Origin of the sequence: Streptococcus sp. 27098_8_66 (assembly GCF_041431945.1) — a bacterium.
Lineage (GTDB): Bacteria > Bacillota > Bacilli > Lactobacillales > Streptococcaceae > Streptococcus > Streptococcus dentalis.
In genome coordinates this window covers 194,071-215,941 of record NZ_JAPVYS010000001.1, presented here as the reverse complement: position 1 = coordinate 215,941, position 21,871 = coordinate 194,071, and the positions used below count along the sequence as shown (strand labels likewise).

Here is a 21,871-nt window from a genome sequence, read left to right as displayed (position 1 = left end):
CAGTTTACACCAACCACAAGATATAGTATTTCCGATAATATCAAAAAAGGCGACTTCCTTTTGAATGGAAATCGTCTTTTAATAATGTCTAAATTCTTTAGAGTGTTCTCTCATATACTCTGCCAACCATTCCATACCATAGGCAATTTCAAAGACTTCCAATATCAGTGAAATGTCTGGTTGAAAACCGTATTCTTTGAGCTTGTGAATAACATCTTTTATGGAACGGATTTTAACCAGCTTAATAATGTCCCCAGCATCCTGCCTGTCTCTATCTCGTCCGCTTTCTAGTTTCATTCCGAGAATGTAAGAAAGTGTCGGAACAAGGACAGTCAGGTTTGAATAGCTATATGCCTTCTCACAGATAGAGCGTGGCGGTATTCTATTCATATTGGCAACGTTATTGTTTAACCACAGTTCTTCAGGCTCGTTCACTCCGAAATCATTTCCAACTTTCTCAATAATGCTTCTAATTTTAGTATCTTCTTGATAAAAGGCATCGACATCTTGCGTTCCTCGGAGATTATAATACTCAAGGACGAAGCCACCAACGCAGATAATTTCAAGTTCAATGTTTTCCTTAGTTAATTCAGTATTGAGAGCTTCAAATAAGATTTTCTTATCCATAATTCCCCTCTCTAAATAGCTTCAGAATATCTTTTGGTTGACTTTTACGATTTGCTTGTAAAACGTGTTCTCTTGTATATGTGCCGTCTGTCAAGGCATCTTGAAGAGTTGCCTTTTGGAAAGGTGTCAAGATAGGATTTTTCAACAACCTTTCCACGTCATCATTAGTCAATTTTGTATCGTCGTCTTGAATAACCTTATAAAGATAGCGAAACCATAAATCGCCATCACTTCCAGCATGTTCGCTGGCTCTTACCATGTAATCATACCATGTTGTCATTATTCGTCTCCCTTATCTTCTCTAGAGTTATAGTGCATTGCTATCCAAAGTTTCTTATCAAAATCAGATAGTTCTTTTTTCTTTGGATAAACGCAGTCATTCAAATCAGGGAATTTGAGACTATACTTTTTCTCAAAAAAGTTTTGAAACTCCTCTTTATTCTCTGCGACATCAATCAAGGCTTCTAGCTCTACCATGTGTTTAGCAATTGCTTTTTTATCTACTTTTTTGAGGCTTTCTTTCAACGCATCGTAGACACAAGTCTTTGTTAGTTGAGCGTAAAAAGAACGATGGTTAGTAACAAAATCAAAACTGTACTTCTTATTCCAGAATTTCGTATACTTGTCATAAAATCTATCAGAAAGACTAACCTGATACCCAATTAGTTTACTATCAACTCTTCGAGAAATAGACCTTTCCAATTCAAAATGTAAATCATTTAGTGTATTAGTAGCCATAAATCAGCTCCCTATATTTAGTACGGACACAGGCATTTGAAAGTAAGAAATTAAAACGCTGACTATCCGAATAATCACGAGTATTGTAACGGAAAACAAATTCATCTACATAGTCTTGAAGATATTTCTTAGACCATGAATGATAAATTCCTAAAACGCCACGTTTCAATCCAGCCCAAAAGCCTTCAATCGTGTTAGTATAAACATCGCCTTGTACATATTCACGAGCACCGTGATTTACAAAGTTATGTTGATACTTCTTAGCCACTTTATTATAACCCAGCCATTCGTCTGTGTAAAGTTGAGCAGTCTCTTTGACATATTTAACGATTTGCTCGGTCAATGTTTTTGTCTTTGTATCTGGCACATGATGAGCATTGACTTTTCCTTGGCGTTGTACCATACCTACTACAGCAGATTTATCTTTCAAAGAACGTCCTTGTGCGTTTTTGACTTTCTTAGAATTATGGCGGTTCTTGTTTTTACCGCCAATATAGGTTTCATCAACTTCTACAACATCATCAAGACCATTGCCATTTTCAGTACCAAAGCATTTGCGAATACGTTCCAGCATAAACCAAGCTGTTTTTTGCGTAACACCTATGTCTTTTGATAGTTGCACAGACGAAATGCCTTTTTTATGGGAAGTTACAAGCCAAATTGCAATGAACCATTTACGCAGTTCAATCTTAGTATTATCAAAAAGAGTGCCAGTTTTGACATTGAAGTATTTTCCTGTATTCTTGCAACGATATTTATTACCTTTGCATTTATACACTTTTGAAGTAGCATCAAAAGGACTGACAATCACATCACCCCAAATCATATTTTCTAAATGGTCTATACATGACTGTTCGTCAGGAAAAGTAGATTGTAAATCGAATAATGATTTAAATTCAAACTTCATAACTGTTACTCCTCACTTCTTAAGTGTATTATACCGAATCAAAGAGTATCTGTCAATAAAAGTGTAAACTTCTACTATACAAAATACAAAAATTTTGATATAATAGAAGTATCAAAACATAAAGGAAATTGAGTATTATGAACGCAATCACAGCTCACAGCTCACAGCTCACAGCTCACAGCTCACAGCTCACAGCTCACAGCTCACAGCTCACAGCTCACAGCTCACAGCTCACAGCTCACAGCTCACAGCTCACAGCTCACAGCTCACAGCTCACGCTGATTATGTAATCGGACGTGTTTTTTGTCAAGCACTAAAACAGGCTTTTTCACGTTTTTGTGGAGAAGTCTTTTCTGTTGTTCCTCAACTCAATGAGTTTATTGTTGGAGGTGTAAAATGACTCCTCTAGCTATTGATAGAAGTTGGCAATCTGGAAACGAAAGGGCTGACAATCTGTTTTTTTGGAGAACATTTGGCTTTGAAGAAAAGGAAACAATATAACCAAAAAAATTTTTAAGCCAATTATACTCAATTATGTACTTTATTTAAGTGAACACTGGAATTTTTTACTACTCTCAATTCAGGTGAAAATGTACTTTATTTAAGTGAAAACTAAAAATATTTCAAATGTACATTTTGACAATAAAAAAACACTCTAATATCAATTTAATGAAATTTAGAGTGTTTTTATTTATCTATATTTTTTTAAACTGTACAAAGTGTTCTTGCAAAATACCACTCCAGAATAATGTACAAAACAAAAATAAAGTACACTTTTTAAAGAATGTACTTTATGCTTCTAATTCAGTTGTATCAATGGTTTAAGTCTTGTTTAGTCAATTGTACATAAACTTTTAGTTTAAAACACTTAAAAACATAGAAGTTACTGAAGAAAGTATGACATAAAATTACGAAATATTATATAATAGAAATGTAAAAAAAGAAAGAAGAGGATTAAGAATGAAAAACCCATGGAAAAAAATCTACAAAGGTGATCGTTCTGGAGAAAGGTTTATTGTAGCAGAATCAGATAAGCCTTATATTGAAGAATTTTTAGATAATAAAAGATACGTTCCAAAAGAAGAGCATAAATTGCATTTCAACATGATGTCGCAACAATTTATCGGAAATATTCTAAAAGCAAAAGTAATCTTTCTATCGAATAACCCAAGATACGACGATGATTATCTTGATCAATATTTACATACAAATGGATATGAAGATATTGTCGAAAACAATCTAAAACTAACTCCAAGCGCAAAATTCCATGCTTTTGACCTTTCTTTAGAAAAACGTGGAAAATACTGGAGCGACAAATTTAAAGTCTGGTTTCCAGAAGAGGTTTCTGAAAAAATTAGGCTGAACGAATTGAAGTTGAATAGTCCAGAAGAATTTGGTGAAAAAGAAACAGAATTAAATGATAAACTAGACGAATTCTTCACAAAAAATATTGCAATTATAGACTTCTTCCCTTATTACTCCCTTTTTCTTGATAAAAAATGTGAAAAATTAGCAAACAAAGATTACTTGCCATCCCAAAAATTTGTCTTTGAGGTTCTAAAAGAAAGAATCGAAGACAAAAATGATGATGTTGTGATTGTTTTGCTAAGAGGCCAATCTTTGTGGCATAAAGCTATCCCAGAACTGAAAGACTATAAAGAACGCTATCATGTAACAAGTTGGCAAAATCCGTCAATCAAACCAGAATGCATTTTAGATGTATCTGGAAATCATGTGACAGAAAAAATTGAGCGATTAATTGAAGAAATGAAAAAATAAAACAGAAGGATTTTCCTTCTGTTTATATGTTTAGATAATTTTTTAATGGGGTCGGCAGGGCTTACATTTGCTTCAGTTAAGGATGAATTGGCTTTTATTGAACCTGTTTTATAATTGATGTCTAAACCTTTTTGAGCATTTGGGATAAAGACATTAAATTCATTCATGATAACATCATCTTCTTCTACTTCAAACGCTTCTTTATTTGGCGTTTTAGCTTCTAAAATAACACCTCTAGGAAGGTATTCAAATTCTTGCTCTGCCCCTTCTGAATTCTTTTTAAAGATAGGCGTAACTCTATATTCAACATCAATTCCTTTTTCTAATGTATTAAGTATAACATTCTCAAAATAGAACATACCACAAGCTTTTCCAGTTTTGTGCTTAGTATTAGCTCGATTGCACCAATTAGTGATCATAACGAGGTTTTCCCGTTTACGGTAATCAAATTCGTCACAATAAGCAATAATTGAATCTGCTATTAAATGTCCTCGATTAAAAATATCCTCACTTGAATGCACTGAACAATCAATGTCTATTTGTTGTTTGCCATAGGCATTATCAGGTTTAGTGCTCCAGTCTAAATACTTCCCTTTTTTTCCTTATGGGTCTTGGAAGATTCAGAATTATCTTTGTTATTATTAAACCGTTTAGACAACAATACCTTTATTGTTTTAATTTCAATATTTTGTTTTTCGTCCAAAATAACTTTATGCTGACAAATACTAGGCCATTTATCATCATCAAACATCTTATTGTTATTCAGAATGTAGAATCCACCATCATCATCTAAAGAATTTTCTAGCAAATTCTTTAATTTAGGGTAGTCAAGGTAAGCTTGTTTAATATCTAATTCTGAAGGCTTTAACTCTACTGTATATTTATCACTACTGCTCATATGTTGTCCTCCTAAAAGTATAATTTTCCTTTCCTAAATTATAACACGGCTTTTACATGATTTAATCAGATAAATATAGAACTAAAATGTACATTATTCACTTCCTAAAATAATGTACAAAACAAAAATAAAGTACACTTTTTAAAGAAGGTACTTTATGTTTCTAATTCAGTTATATCAATGGTTTAGTTCATGTTAAGTCAATTGTACATAAACTTTTAGTTTTGGTACTAACAGAGAATACAGACGGTATTGTAAAAGGTACTTTATTTGAGTTTAAGAATAATATTGCAGACCTTAATATTGTTCTCGTACAAGCTGTTCATTATCTTTCTAAGTTGAGAAACAAAGGTGGTATTCCAATACCTAGTAAAATTGTCTTAATTGATATTAGTAAAGACCATGCTTACGTTTATGATGCCACCCAATATCGTTCTGAAATTGAGCAAGATTATACAAATAGTGCTTCTAAAGATGTTAAACAAGTAACGCTTAAAAATGCTACAAAGCCTGAAAATGAGTTTGATTTTACAGTATTTCAACCAAACAATCCTAAAAATAAAGCACTAAAAGACCTGTTCAATGTGGAAGTCTATCAAAAATTTGATATAAATTTTCCAAATGTCTTAGGTTGGGCAAATTATATTTATCATTACGATAAATCCGCAACTAAATCCCAAATGTTTGAAATGCTTAAAAATCCATCTAATTCCATAGTTGAGAACTATATCTTACCTTGGAATGGAGACGAAACAGATTTTGATGCCGTGATGGACGCCTTGAATGACCCTGTAAACAGAAAAGACCTAGGAGCGTTTTATACACCGTTACCTTATGTTAAAGAAGCTACAAAACTTGTTCGCCAAGCTATTGGTAGTCTTCCTAAAGGTATGGACTATGTTATTTTGGATAGATGTGCTGGCACAGGGGCATTAGAGCATTATTTAACCGAAGAAGAGTTAAGCCATGTTGTCTTGAATACTTATGAAATCAAAGAATGGCTTGTTTTATATAACAAATACATTGGAAAGGTGAGAGCCATTATCCCACTGCTTACAATGGTACAAGCAGGCATGGGAAACTTAGTAACAGGTGGAGATGCCTTGGCAAAAGATTTTTTGACAATTCCAATGGAAACAGATGGAAAACATAATACCTTACAAGAAATCATAGATGACAAAAATGTTGCGATTATTGGTTATGAAAATCCCCCTTATTCTAGCGAATTAGCTCGTGCTCAAGAAGGAAATATTAAATCAAAAGAAAAATTCAGCTACATAAGAAAATTGATGTCTGATGAATTTACTGGTGATAGTAATCATGCTAAAGACTTACTCAATCAATTCGTTTGGTCATTTGAAAAATATTTTATGAGAGATGAAAATGACTATTATATTTTGTTTGCTCCTGTTAAGTATTGGAAATCAGTTGGTCTGATGAAAAAAGTCTTTGTTGATGGTTTTCTAGCAAACAGAGGGAACTTCAAAGCACAAGAAAGCTCTGTCTTAGTTGCACTTTGGAAAAACAATCAAGATACAGAAACTGAAAGTATTACTGTATCTGCTAAAGAAATTTGGAAAGATGATAAAAAATGGGGGACTGGAAAAGGGGTTGCAGTCATTGATGTCCCAGAAGATGCCGTTCTCAAAGAGGTTGAAAGGGTAAGCATAAAAAAAGTTTACAAAACGCTTGGAGAGTATTACTCAAAGAAGCTTAAATCAGACGCATTATCCAAAATAGCTACTGGTTATGATGGTAAAGAAGTTCCGTTGAAAAATTATGGAAAGCCTATTTATAACGATAATATTTTGGCAGTGATAGAAGCCAGTGGTTTTGGCATTACCCCACAGGATATACGAATGACTAGAATTGCAATATACCATGGTCGAGGTAGTCAAGTCAGAGTCAATAATTACGCGGAGCAGACAGCTTTATTTGTCGCTAAACAATATCCGCAGAAAAACTGGTATGAGAGAGATGTTTACTATACAACTGCTGATAAAGGGGATTTGTATAAAGAGGATACAGATTTTCTTAGAAAAGCTACATTATGGACTTGTATCTCTCAAAAAAATCATTGTTTGAGCTTTGATGGCTCTGATGGGAGGTTTTACAATAACGAAATGTGCCTAGATGAGAACTCTCTAGTCCGTAAAGAATTGGTCGAACAAGAAAAATATGGAAAACTTGATAGATCTGACTTAATGTTGCTAGGTGTCTTCGATGAATTACTTGAACTAGCTAAAAATACTCAAGAATATAATCCAAAATACAATTATGGCACTTATCAAATTGAATTGGATATAAATACATCATACAAAGATGGTAACGGTAAAAAGATTTTCAATAATGAAAAAGTTAACACTAAACTAAAAGAGCTTAAAACAAGGTTATCTGATTACTACGAAAATGAGCTTGAAAGTAAACTATTTGAGTATGAACTATTGAAATAGTGAAAAGACGATTTCTAAACGGAAATCGTCTTTTTTCGATATTGTTGAAGTACTACATCTTGTGATTGGTGTAAACTTGTATATAGTTCCCAAAAATATTATTCAAGCTACTGATCTTGGTTTAGCGTGGGTGTGGTGGGCTTATGCAACCAGTTGAATGCAATGATTGAATTTAGGTTAAAATAGCACTATAATTTCTGCATATCATAAAACTAACAAAAGAATAATAGTGTCTATTTTGTTGTAGAAAAAAATCCCCGCCAAGATCTAACTTGGCGGGGATTTGGTGGGGAATAACTCCCCTATTTAAAATTTAAATCACCTTAAGCAATTCTTAACCTTAATATACTAGGCTTTCGCATTCAATTTGCGTTACTCGATTATTTAAGAGTAACTGAAGCTCCAGCTTCTTCCAATTTAGCTTTGATTTCTTCAGCTTCAGCAGCTGCAACACCTTCTTTGATGACACCAGGTGCACCATCAACAAGTTCTTTAGCTTCTTTAAGACCAAGACCAGTGATTTCACGTACAACTTTGATAACGCCGACTTTCTTGTCGCCTGCAGATGTCAATTCGATATCGAATGAATCTTTAGCAGCACCAGCGTCAGCAGCACCAGCTGCAGCAACAGCTACAGGAGCAGCTGCAGTTACACCAAATTCTTCTTCGATAGCTTTTACAAGGTCGTTCAATTCAAGGATTGAAGCTTCTTTAATTTCAGCAATAATGTTTTCAATGTTCAATGCCATTGTTATTTCCTCCAAATAAGTTTTAATTTTATGTTTTTATTTTTTTGTAGCTAGGCTACGCTGCGTAGCTTAAGATTAAGCTGCGTCTTCTTTGTTGTCTGCAACCGCTTTGACTGCAAGAGCAACGTTGCGCACTGGCGCTTGAAGTACAGAAAGGAGCATAGAAAGAAGTCCTTCGCGGTTTGGAAGAGTTGCAAGTGCAAGAATCTCTTCTTTAGATGCGACAGCGCCTTCGATTGCACCACCTTTGATTTCAAGTGCTTCAGCGTCTTTAGCAAAATCGTTCAAAATTTTCGCAGGTGCGATAACATCTTCGTTAGAAAATGCTACTGCAGAAGGTCCAACGAATACAGATGCAAGATCTTCAAGACCAGCTTTTTCAGCTGCACGACGCAAGATTGAGTTTTTAATAACTTTAAACTCAACTTCGCTTCCGCGAAGGTTGCGACGGAGAACTGTATCTTGCTCAACTGTCAAACCGCGAGAATCTACAACGACGATTGATGCAGCAGCTTTCATTTTTTCAGCTACTACGTCAACTAGTTCCGCTTTTTTAGCAATAATTGCTTCACTCATTAGTGTGTTCACCTCCGTAATTATTTTGCTTGGGGAATTTTTCCAAAAGAAAAACGCGCCCAAACCTAGACACGAAAGTACAATACGCTTCTTTTAATTGATACGTTTTGTCCTCGGTAGGATTTTTATGAGTCGAGCTCCCCTACTGTCTTAGGCAGTTTTTTCAAACCGTAAAATAGTTTATCACATATAAAAAAAGAATGCAAGTACTTTTGCAAACTTTTTTTATATTTTTTAGTCGTTGTAAAGACTCTTGATATTATTCAACCAAGCATAGGCTAGTCCCATTAGGACTCCTCCTCCTACCCAGTTGGCAAAGAAGGTAACACCATAGTGACGTAAAATATTTAAAAATTCAAAATGTGGCAATTGACTAGATACTGAATTAAAGCTTAATAATGAGAAAGAAGCAAAATTAGCCGCCAAGTGTTCATTGGTCATAAAGACAAACATATAAATAGCAGATAGGGCTAAGAGCACTTTCGCTGTTTCATCTTTGAAATATAGATAAGAAAGAATAGCAATATTTACAAAGATATTGGCAATGACACCTTCAAAGAAAACCACTTGATTGCTCCGTTGGAGTTTATTTTCTGCCACCGTGGCTAGGAATCCTTTTGGATCGATATGAGCAAAGGCAGTGGTTTGATTGAACAGAAAAGCTACGATTAAAGCACCAATTAAATTAAAGAAGGTACAATAAAGAAGAATCTCCAAAGCTTTCTTCCAGTGAATTTTCTTTAGATAGGTTCCCGCCGTCAAATACATCATATTTGAGGTGGTTAATTCCGCATTTAAGAATAAGAGGTAAACCAACCCTCAGGCAAAGATGAATGGAAATAGGAAACGACCCGTTCCAGGTACAAAGGTATTTAATAAGTCAGCTGCAACCGCTCCGACCGCCGTACTTAAAGTAAGAAATCCTCCAGCAAAAATAGAGCGAACTGCATAGCGAGTTTTAGATTTCTGATAAAGATCCTCTTTCTTATTACACGCTGCTCCCACTTTTTGAATAAAACTAGATTCAGACATAATATTCTCCTTATGTAATGTTTGTGAATAAAATCATTATATCATAGACAAAATAGTTTGAAAAGGTTTTCAGGAAGAATTCTTAAAATTCACAATATATACGTTTTATATCGAATGTACGAATGTAGTAAAAACCAAACAAAAAAACAGGCATCTGCCTGCTTTACTTTTAATAATTTAAACGGTTAGCCCAAGCGATATCCAAATTCAAGATTTCTTGTGAAGTGAACTGTTGACGATATGGATTGTATACCGAACCAGTGATACCACCCTGAACATTTGGTGAATCATATTGAGTCAAATTATAGGTTTCAATGATATGATTGAGCTTTGCGTAGTAGCTAGTATCTGTCGCATAAACACCTGTCAAAGCTGCTGTTGCGTCTTGATAACTTGATGTGTTACTCTTCCAAGCACCTGCAAAATGTCCTTGTTTCAAAACTGCTACATAGTCTTGCAATGATTCATAGTAAGATGGGTATGAACGGAAAGCATCATTAATCGTATACGCATTTCCAGCACCATCATCTTCCCAAGTTTGCATCACTGCAGATTGCCCAGCATAACTTCCTTTAATCCCAAAAAGGTTGTAATGTGGATAAGAAGCCAAACCAGACTGTCCTGATCCACTTTCCAAGATCGCTTGTGCAATCATAACGGAAGCATAAAGATCATTCTCTTGACCAAGCTGACGAGCTGACTCACCAATTTGTGAGATGAAAGCTTCAGTTGGGTCTGAGTATGCTTGGTAAGTTCCATCATTAGCACCAACTGATGTTACGTGCTCGCTCATAGCAGCGGCAAATGTCCCCACTGCTAATACAGAAACGAACAAACCAAATAATTTCGTTTTATTCCGTATTTTCTTTCTCATAATACAATTTATCTCCAATTAATTTTTTATCATCTTTTATCTTTATTGAGATTATACCATATAAATAGAAGAAAACAAAGCCACTTATATTACACTTGTATTACAATTGCGAGATAAATCCAAAACAAAAATGACATTTTCATGTCATTTCAATTTATTTCGTAAAATGCATTTTCCAAAATAGCATCCCATGACTTTTCTAGTCCTTCCTTGGTTACCGAAGAAAAGACAATAAAAGTGTCTGCTGGATCAAAATCTAATTTTTTCTTAATGATGGATTCATGTTTGTTCCATTTTCCACGTGGAATCTTATCTGCCTTGGTCGATACTAAGATCACAGGGATCTCATAATATTTTAAGAATTCATACATCTGAACATCATCTGCAGAAGGTTCATGACGAAAATCGACTAGGCTAACGACTGCTTTTAAGTTCTCACGACTGGTGAGGTATTCTTCAATCATCCGTCCCCACTTCTCGCGCTCTTTTTTAGAGACACGTGCATAGCCATAACCAGGTACGTCTACCAAACGGAGTTTGTCATCGATATTGAAGAAATTTAGCAATTGGGTTTTTCCTGGTTTGCCAGATGTTCTGGCCAGGTTCTTTCGATTTAAGAGAGTATTAATAAAAGAAGACTTGCCGACATTTGATCGACCGGCAAGTGCAACTTCTGGAATCTCATCTTGAGGATAATGACTCTTATTTGCAGCGCTTAAGAGGATATCCGCATTATGTGTGTTAATTTCCATATTTAATCTTTCTATGCTGTTTCAAGAACTGGTTTTTCTATTCCGTCAACAGCTTCTTTTGTGATTCGTACAAGTTTGACATCTTCTTGACTTGGAATTTCAAACATGACATCCATCATGGTTTCTTCGATAATCGAACGAAGACCACGAGCTCCAGTCTTTCTTTCGATAGCTTTATTCGCAATCTCTTGAAGAGCTTCATCATCGAATTCCAATTCAACATTGTCATAAGAAAGCAAGGTTTGGTATTGTTTTACCAAGGCATTGCGTGGCTCTTTTAGGATACGGACAAGATCCTCAACTGTCAATTGTTCAAGAGCTGCAAAGACTGGAAGACGACCAATCAATTCTGGGATAATTCCAAATTTTTGAATATCTTCTGCAATGATTTCTTGCATGTAAGAGCTGGATTCATCGATGGCTTTATTGTTTTTACCGAAACCGATGACCTTTTCACCGAGACGTTGCTTAACAATTTCTTCGATCCCATCAAAAGCCCCCCCTACGATAAAGAGGATGTTCTTGGTATCCACTTGGATCATCTCTTGTTGAGGGTGTTTACGTCCCCCTTGAGGTGGCACACTAGCGACGGTTCCTTCGATGATCTTCAAGAGAGCTTGTTGCACCCCTTCACCAGAAACGTCACGTGTGATCGAGACATTTTCACTTTTCTTAGCAATCTTATCGATTTCATCGACATAAATAATGCCACGTTCTGCACGCTCAATATTGAAATCCGCTGCCTGAAGAAGTTTTAAGAGAATATTTTCAACGTCTTCACCCACATAACCGGCTTCAGTTAAAGCTGTTGCATCTGCAATAGCAAATGGAACATTCAGGCTACGAGCCAAAGTTTGGGCCAAGAAGGTCTTTCCTGAACCAGTAGGTCCAATCATGAGGATGTTTGATTTTTGCAATTCAACATCCGTCTCATCTTCGCGTGTATCGTGGAAGTTAATGCGTTTGTAGTGGTTGTATACCGCTACAGCAAGGGCACGTTTAGCCCGATCTTGACCGATGACGTAGTGGTTCAAGATATTGAGCAATTCGATTGGTTTTGGAACTTCGCTAAGGTCAGCAAGTACTTCTTCAGCAAGCTCCTCGCGGATGATTTCTTGAGCTAACTCTACACATTCATTACAGATAAACGCATTGTTTCCTGCAATGATTTTTTGGACTTCATCTTGACTCTTTCCGCAAAATGAGCAATAAACCATCATATCATTGTTTTGATTCGTTGGCATGTATTTCCTCTTTCTGTCATTTTCTGTTTCTATTTAGTTTAAAATAAGGTCATGTAAAAGGCGTGAATAGAATTCACAAGATTGGTAAAAGCATTTAGTAAGAATAAAATAGCGAGGCCGAACCGTTTTTTACGAAAGGTTTGTAAGGCGCAAATCAAACAGATGACACATAGGACAGCTGTAAAAAAACCAAAGACACTTCGCTCCATTAGTCTAAATCCTTTCTCTTATAATAGTTGACCGTAAAATCATATGGATTCTTCTCATCTTTCGGATGATAGACTTGACGGACTCTTTCATAGTGGCTCTCTTCAAATGTTGGTGCCAATGTATCTCCATCAATCGTTGCATGAATCATGGTCTGGATCAATTCTTCTAACTGGTCAGAGAAGAGCCTTAAAATCTGACTGCCTCCAATAATATAAAGATTCTTCTCTTGGTTCTGATACCACTCCAAGACTTCTTCCTTGCTGTGCATGACGAGTACAGCATCATTTTCAGGATCATAGGCTTGATCTTGCGTTAAGATAATGCTAGTCCGACCTGGTAAAACCCGTTTTTTCATACCATCAAAGGTCACTCTTCCCATAAGAATCGCTTGTCCCATGGTTGTTTCTTTGAAATGCTGAAGCTCAGCTGGCAGATACCAAGGCATGACTTGGTACTTTCCAATAATGCCATTTTCAGTTTGAGCCCAGATACCAATAATCTTTTTCATTCTCTCATCCTTTACACTGATACTTCTATTTTATCAAATTTTCTTATAAAAGACTGATTTCAACTATCTAGTTTGGAGGATATTTTTTCAAATACAAACAGAAAAACCGCGAGATTTTCGCGGTTTTTCTTAGCCACAAGTTAGCTTAGTCTTCTTTTTTGCGTTTTGCAAATCCGAATAATGACAGACCTGCTAAAGCACTAAAGATTGCAAGACCAGCAGTAGAAGATTCTTTTGTTCCTGTGTTTGGAAGTTGTGCAGTTGGATTTTGTGGATCGATATACTTCACTTCTTCTTTCGTTTCTGGAATGACAGGAATCGTTGGTTCTTCTGGTTTTGGTTGTGGAGTTGGTTGTGGTTCTGGTGTTGGTTGTGGCTGTGGAGTAGGCTGTGGTTGTGGCTCTGGTGTCGGAGTTGGATCCGGTGTTGGAGTTGGTGTCACAGTCTTCTTGTAGATATGTTGAATGTTTCCATCTTTATCTACAATAGTCTTCACAAAGTCATAACCTGGGATATCTTTCTTCGGTTGTTCCCCATCTTCTGTAGGGTTACCTGGGATAGGAACACCATTTTCGTCTACGTATGAAGTTGTAACTTTTTCATAGACGTGTTCAGTATCACCATTAGGCAATTTCTTCGTTTCCACAAAGCGGTAACCTGGAATTTCAGCTTTTGGTTCTTCTCCATCAACTGCAGGATATCCTGGGATTTCCTTACCTTCTTTATCAACAAACTTAGTGATTGGAAGGACAGTTGGTGTGTAAGTTGCAGAAGCTTTGGTTCCGTTCACATCTTCGCGAACCACTGTTACAGCTGGTGCAGTTCCAGTGAATTCAGGTTCTGGTGTGAAGGTTACGGTTCCGTCTGCTGCTACAGTGTATGTACCAACACCTGGAATTGTCTTCGTAGTTGAACCATCTTCAAATGTTGCTGGAACTTTGTCATTCATTGGTACACGGCTATCACCTTCTGTGAAGGTTGGTTTGCCTGTTTGGGTTTGACCCTTCTTACCAATTGAAGTAACTGATTCTGCAGTTGGTGTAACTGGTGTTACTGTTGGTGTGTAAGTAGCGGTTATTGGTGTACCGTTCTTATCAACACGTTTCACGGTTACGCCTGTACCTGTTCCTGTGAATGATTTTTCTGGTACAAAGGTTACGGTTCCGTCTGGAGAAACGGTGTAAGTTCCTTCTCCTGGAATAACTTTAGTAGTTGATCCATCTTCAAAGGTTGCAGGCACATCATCATCCATTGGTACACTTGGGTTACCAGGCGTGAAGCTTGGTTTACCTGTTTGGGTTTGACCTTGGATATCTGTAGATGTTGCAGGATCAGCTGTTGGTGTAACAGGCGTTACGGTTGGTGTGTAAGTTGCGGAAGCTTTTGTTCCGTTCTTATCTTCACGAACCACTGTCACTGCTGGTGCAGTTCCAACAAATGATTTCTCTGGTACAAATGTCACTGTTCCGTCTGGGGCTACTGTGTAAGTACCAACACCTTCAACTGTCTTCGTAGTTGAACCATCGTCAAATGTTGCTGGAACATCGTCGTTCATTGGTACACGGCTGTCGCCTTCAGTAAATACAGGTTTACCTGTTTGAGTTGCACCTTGCACATCAGTAGATACTGCTGGACTTGCAGTTGGTGTAACAGGCGTTACGGTTGGTGTGTAAGTTGCGGAAGCTTTTGTTCCGTTCTTATCTTCACGAACCACAGTTACAGCTGGTGCAGTTCCGACGAATGATTTTTCAGGTACAAATGTCACTGTTCCGTCTGGGGCTACAGTATAAGTACCAACACCTTCAACTGTCTTCGTAGTTGAACCATCGTCAAATGTTGCTGGAACATCATCGTTCATTGGTACACGGCTGTCACCTTCAGTAAATACAGGTTTACCAGTTTGTGTTGCACCTTGCACATCAGTAGATACTGCTGAAGTTGCAGTTGGTGTAACAGGTGTTACAGTTGGTGTGTAAGTTGCAGTAACTGGAGTACCGTTCTTATCAACACGTTTCACTGTTACGCCTGTACCTGTTCCTGTGAATGATTTTTCTGGTACGAAGGTTACGGTTCCGTCCGGAGCAACTGTGTAAGTTCCTTCTCCTGGAATAACTTTTGTTGTTGAACCATCTTCAAAGGTAGCTGGTACATCATCATCCATTGGGATTGCAGGGTTACCAGGTGTGAAGCTTGGTGTACCTGTTTGTGTTTTACCTTGGATATCTGTCGATGTTGCAGGATCAGCAGTTGGTACAACTGGAGTGATCTTCGGTGTGTAAGTTGTCTCAGCAACTGTTCCGTTTGTATCTTTACCTTGAACCTTAACTGGAACAACATCACCTGAGTAAGATTTATCCGTTGGTGTGAAGGTCACAACACCTGTTTCTTTATCAACAGTGAAGGTACCGATCACATCACCTGCTGGTGATTTAGCAACTACAGATTCTGCTGGCTGACCATTTTCGTCTAGAAGAGTAATGGTATCCTTGTCGATTGGTGCAACTGGGTCACCTTCAGTGAAGGTTACAGTTCCAGTTTGAACCACACCTTGAGGAGCTTCTGATTCAGCTGGACTTGCTGTTGGTGTTACCGGTGTCACAGTTGGTGTGTACTTAGCAGTAACTGGAGTACCGTTCTTATCGACACGTTTCACCGTTACGCCTGTACCTTCTCCTGTGAATGATTTTTCTGGAACAAATGTTACGGTTCCGTCTGGAGCAACAGTGTAAGTACCTTCACCTGGAATTGTCTTGGTTGTTGAGCCATCTTCAAAGGTTGCAGGTGTATCATCATCCATTGGGACATTTGGATTACCTGGTGTGAAGGTTGGAGTACCTGTTTGCGTTTGACCTTGTTTGTCAGTAGATGTTGTATCTTCTGCAGTTGGTGTAACTGGTGTTACGGTTGGTGTATATGTCGCAGAAGCTTTTGTTCCGTTCTTATCTTCACGAACCACTGTTACGGCTGGTGCAGTTCCAACGAATGATTTTTCTGGTACGAAGGTTACTGTACCGTCTGCTGCTACTGTGTAAGTACCAACACCATCTACAGTCTTCGTAGTTGATCCATCATCGAAGGTTGCTGGAACATCATCGTTCATAGGCACACGGCTGTCGCCTTCGGTGAATTTAGGTTTACCAGTTTGAGTCGCACCTTGGATATCAGTTGTTTCAGCTGGTGTAGCTGTTGGAGTTACTGGTGTCACAGTTGGTGTGTACTTGGCTGTGATTTCAGTACCGTTCTTATCCACCCGTTTCACTGTTACGCCTGAAGCAGTTCCAGTGAATGATTTTTCTGGAACGAAGGTTACGGTTCCATCTGGAGAAACAGTGTAAGTTCCTTCGCCATCTACTGTCTTAGTGGTTGAACCATCTTCGAAGGTCGCTGGAGTATCTTCATCGATTGGAACATTTGGATTTCCTTCGGTGAAGGTTGGTTTACCAGATTGTGTTTGACCTTGAATATCTGTCGATGTAGCATCTTCAGAAGTTGGAACAACTGGAGTAATCTTCGGTGTATAAGTTGTTTCAACTGTTGTTCCATTTGCATCAGCTGCTTGAACCTTAACTGGGACAACATCACCTGAATAAGATTTATCTGTTGGTGTGAAAGTAACTACACCTGTGTCTTTATCAACTGTGTATGTACCGATCACATCACCTGCTGGTGATTTCGCTTCTACTGATGCTGCTGGTTGACCATTTTCATCAAGAAGAGTAATCGAATCCTTGTTAATTGGAGCTACTTCATCACCTTCAGTGAAGGTTACAGTGCCAGTTTGAACAAGACCTTGAGGTCCAGTAGATTCAGCTGGTGTTGCAGTTGGAGTTACTGGAGTTACAGTTGGTGTGTAAGTTGCAGAAGCTTTAGTTCCGTTCTTATCTTCACGAACAACTGTTACGGCTGGTGCTTTACCTGTGAATGATTTTTCAGGAACAAAGGTTACAGTTCCGTCTGCTGCTACTGTGTAAGTACCAACGCCATCAACTGTCTTAGTTGTTGAACCATCATCGAAGGTTGCTGGAACATCATCGTTCATTGGCACACGGCTGTTGCCTTCAGTAAATACAGGCTTACCTGTTTGGGTTTGACCTTGCTTACCTGTTGTTTCAACTGGTGTCGCTGTCGGTGTGACAGGAGTTACAGTTGGTGTATAAGTTGCAGAAGCTTTGGTTCCGTTCTTATCTTCACGAACAACCGTTACGGCAGGTGCTTTACCTGTGAATGATTTTTCAGGAACAAAGGTTACAGTTCCGTCTGCTGCTACTGTGTAAGTACCAACGCCTTCTACTGTCTTGGTAGTTGAACCATCGTCAAATGTTGCTGGAACATCTTCATTGATTTCTACTGTTTTCTCAACGCCATCAACTGTTACGGTTCCACCCTTGAATTCAGGTTTACCTTTTTGAGTTGCACCTTGAATGTCAGTTGTTTCTGCTGGAGTTGCAGTTGGAGTCACAGGTAATACAGTTGGTGTGTATGTTGCAGAAGCTTTGCTTCCGTTCTTATCTTCGCGGACAACGGTCACGGCTGGTGCAGTTCCGACAAATGATTTCTCAGGAACAAATGTCACAGTTCCATCTGCTGCTACTGTGTAAGTACCAACACCTTCAACGGTCTTAGTTGTTGAGCCGTCGTCGAATTTTGCTGGAACGTCTTCATTGATTTCAACAGTCTTCTCAACACCATCAACAGTTACTGTTCCACCCTTGAATTCAGGTTTACCTGTTTGAGTAGCACCTTGGATATCTTCTGTTTCAGCTGGTGTTGCTGTCGGTGTGACAGGAACGATTTCAGGTGTGTAGGTTGTATCTACCTTGATACCGTTAGAACTTTCAGCTTGAACCTTGGCTGGTGTCACTGCACCAGTGTAAGATTTATCAGTCGGTGTGAAGGTCACTTGACCAGTTGTAGGATCGATTGAGTAAGTACCGATTTCAGTCGTACCATCAGCAGCATAAGCTGGTGTCGTTGAAACTTCGTTACCATCTTTATCTAGCAATGTGTAGCTATTGTCTTTAATGGTAATAGCTTTATCTTCACCGTTTACTTGAACAGTTGTTCCTGCAAAGGTTGGTGTACCGGTTTGAGTTGCACCTTGAACATCTTTAGAAGTTGCAGGGTTTGCAGTTGGAACTGCTGGCACAACAGTTGGTGTGTAGGTCGCATCTGAAGTAATGGTTGCAGTCTTACCATTAGCATTTGTAATAGTAGCAGTTGCCTGAACAGTTACTCCTTTTGCAGTACCGACAAAGTCTTTTTCTGGCGTAAATGTTACTGCTCCAGTCGTTGGGTCGATAGTATAGCTACCTTCACCTGCTACTGTCACTGTTGTTTCATCAGTTGGTTGACCAGTTGCTGGATCTACCAGTTTCTTGCTAGTGATTTCAGCAGTCTTATCATTACTCAAATCAAAGGTTGGTGTTTGTGTTTGAGGAACATTTTGAACATTCTCAGAAACCTTGTCTGTAGGAGTCACTGTGATTGGAGTAACCGTTGGTGTGTATTTAGCGCTTGCTGTCTTAAGGTATTCATCACGGACGGTACCGTCTTTATCTTTTCCGACAGGAGCTGTTACAGATACGGTAACACCTTGAGCTGTACCTGTGAATCCTGGTTCTGGAACAAAGGTTACTTTACCAGTAGCATCATCAATGCTGTAAGTTCCTTCGCCCGCTACTGTTACAGAGGTTGCATTGGTTACTTGACCAGTCGCTGGGTCCACCAATTTAGCAGGGTATTCCAAGCTTGGAGTGACAGAGATCTTTTCGCCATTAGCATTCGTTGTAGTTGTGTTAAAGGTAGGTGTACCAGTTTGAGTCGCACCTTGGACATCTGATGAAGTCTTATCTACCCCTTCAATTTCCGTTGGTGTAACTGTTGGGATGTATAGACCGTCCATAGTATTGATGGCAGTATCGACATTGGCTTCATCGGCTGGGAATTTTGTTGACCAACCCGTATCGTAGCCATTGCTGTCTGTACGACGGATAGAGATACCGTCAGCTGTTCCAAGGAAGTGATCTTCGGGAATGAACTCAACATCCACAGATGTTCCGTTTGAAGTGATCTTGTACTTCCCTTGACCAGCTACAGCATAGTAGCCATCTGCACCAGGTGTTACGACTTGCCCTGTACGGTTATCTATCATTTGTGGAGCTACTGTTTCATCAATTTTCGCTGCTTCTGTCAGGCTATACCCTTGCAAACCTCGAGCAGTAAAGGCTACAGTTGCAGTTTGCTTCGCCCCTTGAAGACCACTTGTTTCTTTGAATTCTCCTTTTGGTGGGTGGGTGATTTGAGTCTTGAAGTCCTCAACTTCCCCTGACAAGGCCATACCTGTTGGACTTTCAATTTCTTTAGCATTCTTAGCGATACGAATCCGAACACCCAATTCATTGACACTAGGATCAATATAGGTTTTACTCTTTGTAAAGCTTAACGTAGCCGTTCCATCTTGGGTAATAGTTGTTAAATCAGAACGTTCATCTTCATCGAAGGTTCCGTTTTGGTTGAAATCTATCCAACCATAGATGTTAGCTTCTGCTGCTCCATCCGTATGAGCTTCCACTGAAATCGTGTAATTACCTGGACGTGTCCGGTCCATCTTGATCAGCTCATTGGTTTTTCCTTTGAGATCATTTGGAAGCAATTGGTCGATGCCTTCATCCGCAGTGGTCGCCTTGTCATCACCAGTCCAATCAAGCGTATTGTTTTCATCCATATCAGGGCTTAAGTGACCTAGATAAGGTTGAGATACTTTTTTACCTGTAATTCCATCTACAGTTGCAATCGAATGAATCGCCTTACCGTATGATTCAGGCGCATCTCCTTCATCAAGCGGGAAAAATCCAACCATAGCAGATTGTTTACCACCTGAAGCAATGTAAAGACCGATTTCAGAAGCTCCCTTTGTCATAACAAGAGGAACAGCAACATCACTTGCAGAAATATTTGGACCGAAGACACCTGTACCGAGACCTCCAGTTGTTAAATCGGCACTTCCAAAATACTTCCAAGCGACCTCTTTTTTGTCTGGTCCAACTTGAGTTGTTCTACGAAGTTGGTCAAGATTAGTTCTACCGAAATTCATACCGTTTATTTTGGTGGTAGGATTTGAACCAAATAAATTGTCTGTATCTTGTGGAATGTAGTTTACATTATATCTTCTAGTCGATTTTTTCCATTCCCCTATATGTTTCCATCCTTCTCCATTGGTGGTAAACAGAACCAATTCACCAGGGTTAGCTGACTCACCATCTGCCATGACAATGGCAGGTTTGACGGCTTTGCCACGGAAGGTCGCAGAAACTTCAAACTGGATCCCAATGTTCCCGCCGGTTAATTCTGAACTAATAGTAGTTTTCTTAGTTGTACCAGTATCAATCCCCTCGCTTTTAATTTCAGTCCAACGGTTTTGAGGCTCGGCAATAACCTTAGCTTCTTCACCGGCATTAAATTCCGCCAAGGTAAACGGATTTGCATTTCCATTCACATAACCATTTCTAGCATTGGGGTCATAGGTCGCTTTTTCAGCTTCTGTTGCTCCTCGTTCTTCAAGGCGTTTTTTGTATATTTCTGTCGCTTGGAAAGGCTTCAAAGATTTTACCTTGATGGTTACAACATAGCCAGGCATGATTTCCTTGGTGTAGGTCGCGCCGACTTGGAGAGCAAGTTCCCCTTTTGATGTTGTAGTAGTCCCTGTCCAGTTGGCTGTATCGCCAAAGTCCAACCAGGAGATTTGACTAGCAAGGTCTGCAGCATTTACATTTGTTGTAAAGCCAGGTTTTTCAACTTTCGGAGTTGAAGTTGCGTCTTCAACGTCATCCCCGATCAAGCTTGGATCATTTGGGTCACCAAGAGCACGACGATTACGACGCTTAGGACCAGAAGTCTCTGCTGTCACAGCATTGTTTTCTGAGGCTGGTGCTACGACACCAGCAGCCACTTCTTCTTTCTTATCTGTTGCAGCTGCTTCTGGCGCCTTGTTTACTGGCGTAGCTGCTTCTAATTTTGGAGTTGCAGCTGTTGATGTTTCCGGTGCAGTTGAGGCAGCGGATGCTGCTGTGCTTGTGCTACTTGCTTCACTAGTTGAAGCAGGTGCTGTTGATGTTGCTGCAGCAGTTGAAGTCTCTGGTGCAGTGATTGCTGCGTTTGCATCATAAGTTGTAGCTGCTGTACTAGTTGTTGCGGCAGTTGATGCTGCTGAAGTAGCTGTTGAAGTTGCGGGCGCTTCCGACGCTGTTGCAACTGCTGCTACATTTTCACTTGTCGTATCTGTCTTTTCTTCTGCGGCTGCACTTGCGGCTGTCCCAACCATGACAAGTGTCCCCAAAAGTACTGAGCAAACACCCACATTCAATTTACGAATTGAGAATCTGCTAATACGATCATTAAATAAGTCTTTCCCCATCTAATGGACCTCCATATTTATCTATAAATTAACATTCTTTTTAAAATTGTTTAGTTTTTTCCAAACCTTATCTATTTTAACAAAATCCGAACGATTTTCAAAACATTTTGA

Annotated in this window: 15 protein-coding genes, 1 pseudogene and 1 other annotated feature; of the genes and pseudogenes, 2 read left to right on the top strand and 14 right to left on the bottom strand. The window is 38.7% G+C overall.

The genetic code is table 11. From position 1 onward, the window contains the following. Window positions 1-78: 78 nt before the first annotated feature. The 4 genes from O3642_RS01085 to O3642_RS01070 are packed head-to-tail and all read right to left on the bottom strand — an operon-like array spanning window position 79 to window position 2,272. Window positions 79-627: a DUF6036 family nucleotidyltransferase gene (locus O3642_RS01085; RefSeq protein WP_371605196.1), complete on the bottom strand. Its 549-nt coding sequence runs from the start codon at window positions 625-627 to the stop codon at window positions 79-81. Beyond that, window positions 620-907 carry a hypothetical protein gene (locus tag O3642_RS01080; RefSeq protein ID WP_371605195.1) on the bottom strand — a complete coding sequence of 96 codons (288 nt, stop codon included), beginning with the start codon at window positions 905-907 and terminating at the stop codon, window positions 620-622. Before O3642_RS01080 ends, O3642_RS01085 begins: the two co-directional genes overlap by 8 nt. Further along, a complete protein-coding gene (locus O3642_RS01075; RefSeq protein WP_371605194.1) occupies window positions 907-1,365 on the bottom strand; it encodes a hypothetical protein in 459 nt (152 codons plus the stop codon). The genes O3642_RS01080 and O3642_RS01075 overlap by 1 nt, the downstream gene beginning before the upstream one ends. Then, window positions 1,355-2,272: an IS1595 family transposase gene (locus O3642_RS01070; protein ID WP_371605193.1), complete on the bottom strand. Its 918-nt coding sequence runs from the start codon at window positions 2,270-2,272 to the stop codon at window positions 1,355-1,357. Before O3642_RS01070 ends, O3642_RS01075 begins: the two co-directional genes overlap by 11 nt. A 960-nt stretch (window positions 2,273-3,232) precedes the next feature. Here O3642_RS01070 and O3642_RS01065 point away from each other — a divergent pair. Continuing rightward, window positions 3,233-4,051, top strand: a complete 819-nt coding sequence (locus tag O3642_RS01065; RefSeq protein WP_371605192.1) for a hypothetical protein — start codon at window positions 3,233-3,235, stop codon at window positions 4,049-4,051. Here the strand turns inward: O3642_RS01065 and O3642_RS01060 are convergent. Then, window positions 4,003-4,470 (bottom strand): hypothetical protein, encoded by a 468-nt coding sequence (locus tag O3642_RS01060; RefSeq protein ID WP_371605191.1) that lies wholly within the window; start codon window positions 4,468-4,470, stop codon window positions 4,003-4,005. The two genes, O3642_RS01065 and O3642_RS01060, sit on opposite strands and share 49 nt — an antisense overlap. Before the next feature lie 161 nt (window positions 4,471-4,631). After that, entirely contained in the window at window positions 4,632-4,949 is a 318-nt protein-coding gene (locus tag O3642_RS01055) for a hypothetical protein (RefSeq protein WP_371605190.1), read from the bottom strand. A gap of 224 nt (window positions 4,950-5,173) precedes the next feature. Here O3642_RS01055 and O3642_RS01050 point away from each other — a divergent pair, with 224 nt between their 5' ends. Then, entirely contained in the window at window positions 5,174-7,402 is a 2,229-nt protein-coding gene (locus O3642_RS01050) for a hypothetical protein (RefSeq protein ID WP_371605189.1), read from the top strand. A gap of 380 nt (window positions 7,403-7,782) precedes the next feature. On the opposite strand, the gene rplL is transcribed toward O3642_RS01050, so the two are convergent. The 8 genes and pseudogenes from rplL to O3642_RS01010 form a co-directional block, all read right to left on the bottom strand. Beyond that, complete coding sequence (gene rplL, locus O3642_RS01045; RefSeq protein WP_155171911.1) at window positions 7,783-8,151, bottom strand: 50S ribosomal protein L7/L12; 369 nt, start codon at window positions 8,149-8,151, stop codon at window positions 7,783-7,785. A gap of 75 nt (window positions 8,152-8,226) precedes the next feature. Further along, entirely contained in the window at window positions 8,227-8,727 is a 501-nt protein-coding gene (gene rplJ, locus O3642_RS01040) for a 50S ribosomal protein L10 (RefSeq protein WP_003001722.1), read from the bottom strand. A gap of 38 nt (window positions 8,728-8,765) precedes the next feature. Then, window positions 8,766-8,900 (bottom strand) — a sequence feature (ribosomal protein L10 leader region). A gap of 61 nt (window positions 8,901-8,961) precedes the next feature. Further along, window positions 8,962-9,759, bottom strand: a pseudogene (locus tag O3642_RS01035) (formate/nitrite transporter family protein). A gap of 169 nt (window positions 9,760-9,928) precedes the next feature. Then, window positions 9,929-10,633: a glucosaminidase domain-containing protein gene (locus tag O3642_RS01030; RefSeq protein ID WP_155126986.1), complete on the bottom strand. Its 705-nt coding sequence runs from the start codon at window positions 10,631-10,633 to the stop codon at window positions 9,929-9,931. Window positions 10,634-10,782: 149 nt separating this feature from the next. Further along, window positions 10,783-11,385 (bottom strand): ribosome biogenesis GTP-binding protein YihA/YsxC, encoded by a 603-nt coding sequence (yihA, locus tag O3642_RS01025; RefSeq protein WP_371605188.1) that lies wholly within the window; start codon window positions 11,383-11,385, stop codon window positions 10,783-10,785. A gap of 11 nt (window positions 11,386-11,396) precedes the next feature. Next, window positions 11,397-12,629: an ATP-dependent Clp protease ATP-binding subunit ClpX gene (clpX, locus tag O3642_RS01020; RefSeq protein ID WP_195327400.1), complete on the bottom strand. Its 1,233-nt coding sequence runs from the start codon at window positions 12,627-12,629 to the stop codon at window positions 11,397-11,399. A gap of 208 nt (window positions 12,630-12,837) precedes the next feature. Continuing rightward, window positions 12,838-13,347 carry a dihydrofolate reductase gene (locus O3642_RS01015; protein WP_371605187.1) on the bottom strand — a complete coding sequence of 170 codons (510 nt, stop codon included), beginning with the start codon at window positions 13,345-13,347 and terminating at the stop codon, window positions 12,838-12,840. A gap of 145 nt (window positions 13,348-13,492) precedes the next feature. Next, a complete protein-coding gene (locus O3642_RS01010; RefSeq protein ID WP_371605186.1) occupies window positions 13,493-21,760 on the bottom strand; it encodes a CshA/CshB family fibrillar adhesin-related protein in 8,268 nt (2,755 codons plus the stop codon). Window positions 21,761-21,871 lie beyond the last annotated feature (111 nt).

What these genes read in the sequence shown, in the direction of transcription:
- rplJ (WP_003001722.1), bottom strand. Translation starts at nt 8,727, where the DNA reads ATGAGTGAAGCAATTATTGCTAAAAAAGCGGAACTAGTTGACGTAGTA.
- O3642_RS01010 (WP_371605186.1), bottom strand. Translation starts at nt 21,760, where the DNA reads ATGGGGAAAGACTTATTTAATGATCGTATTAGCAGATTCTCAATTCGT.
- O3642_RS01070 (WP_371605193.1), bottom strand. Translation starts at nt 2,272, where the DNA reads ATGAAGTTTGAATTTAAATCATTATTCGATTTACAATCTACTTTTCCT.
- O3642_RS01060 (WP_371605191.1), bottom strand. Translation starts at nt 4,470, where the DNA reads ATGATCACTAATTGGTGCAATCGAGCTAATACTAAGCACAAAACTGGA.
- yihA (WP_371605188.1), bottom strand. Translation starts at nt 11,385, where the DNA reads ATGGAAATTAACACACATAATGCGGATATCCTCTTAAGCGCTGCAAAT.
- O3642_RS01015 (WP_371605187.1), bottom strand. Translation starts at nt 13,347, where the DNA reads ATGAAAAAGATTATTGGTATCTGGGCTCAAACTGAAAATGGCATTATT.
- O3642_RS01030 (WP_155126986.1), bottom strand. Translation starts at nt 10,633, where the DNA reads ATGAGAAAGAAAATACGGAATAAAACGAAATTATTTGGTTTGTTCGTT.
- O3642_RS01075 (WP_371605194.1), bottom strand. Translation starts at nt 1,365, where the DNA reads ATGGCTACTAATACACTAAATGATTTACATTTTGAATTGGAAAGGTCT.
- O3642_RS01065 (WP_371605192.1), top strand. Translation starts at nt 3,233, where the DNA reads ATGAAAAACCCATGGAAAAAAATCTACAAAGGTGATCGTTCTGGAGAA.
- O3642_RS01085 (WP_371605196.1), bottom strand. Translation starts at nt 627, where the DNA reads ATGGATAAGAAAATCTTATTTGAAGCTCTCAATACTGAATTAACTAAG.
- O3642_RS01055 (WP_371605190.1), bottom strand. Translation starts at nt 4,949, where the DNA reads ATGAGCAGTAGTGATAAATATACAGTAGAGTTAAAGCCTTCAGAATTA.
- rplL (WP_155171911.1), bottom strand. Translation starts at nt 8,151, where the DNA reads ATGGCATTGAACATTGAAAACATTATTGCTGAAATTAAAGAAGCTTCA.
- clpX (WP_195327400.1), bottom strand. Translation starts at nt 12,629, where the DNA reads ATGCCAACGAATCAAAACAATGATATGATGGTTTATTGCTCATTTTGC.
- O3642_RS01080 (WP_371605195.1), bottom strand. Translation starts at nt 907, where the DNA reads ATGACAACATGGTATGATTACATGGTAAGAGCCAGCGAACATGCTGGA.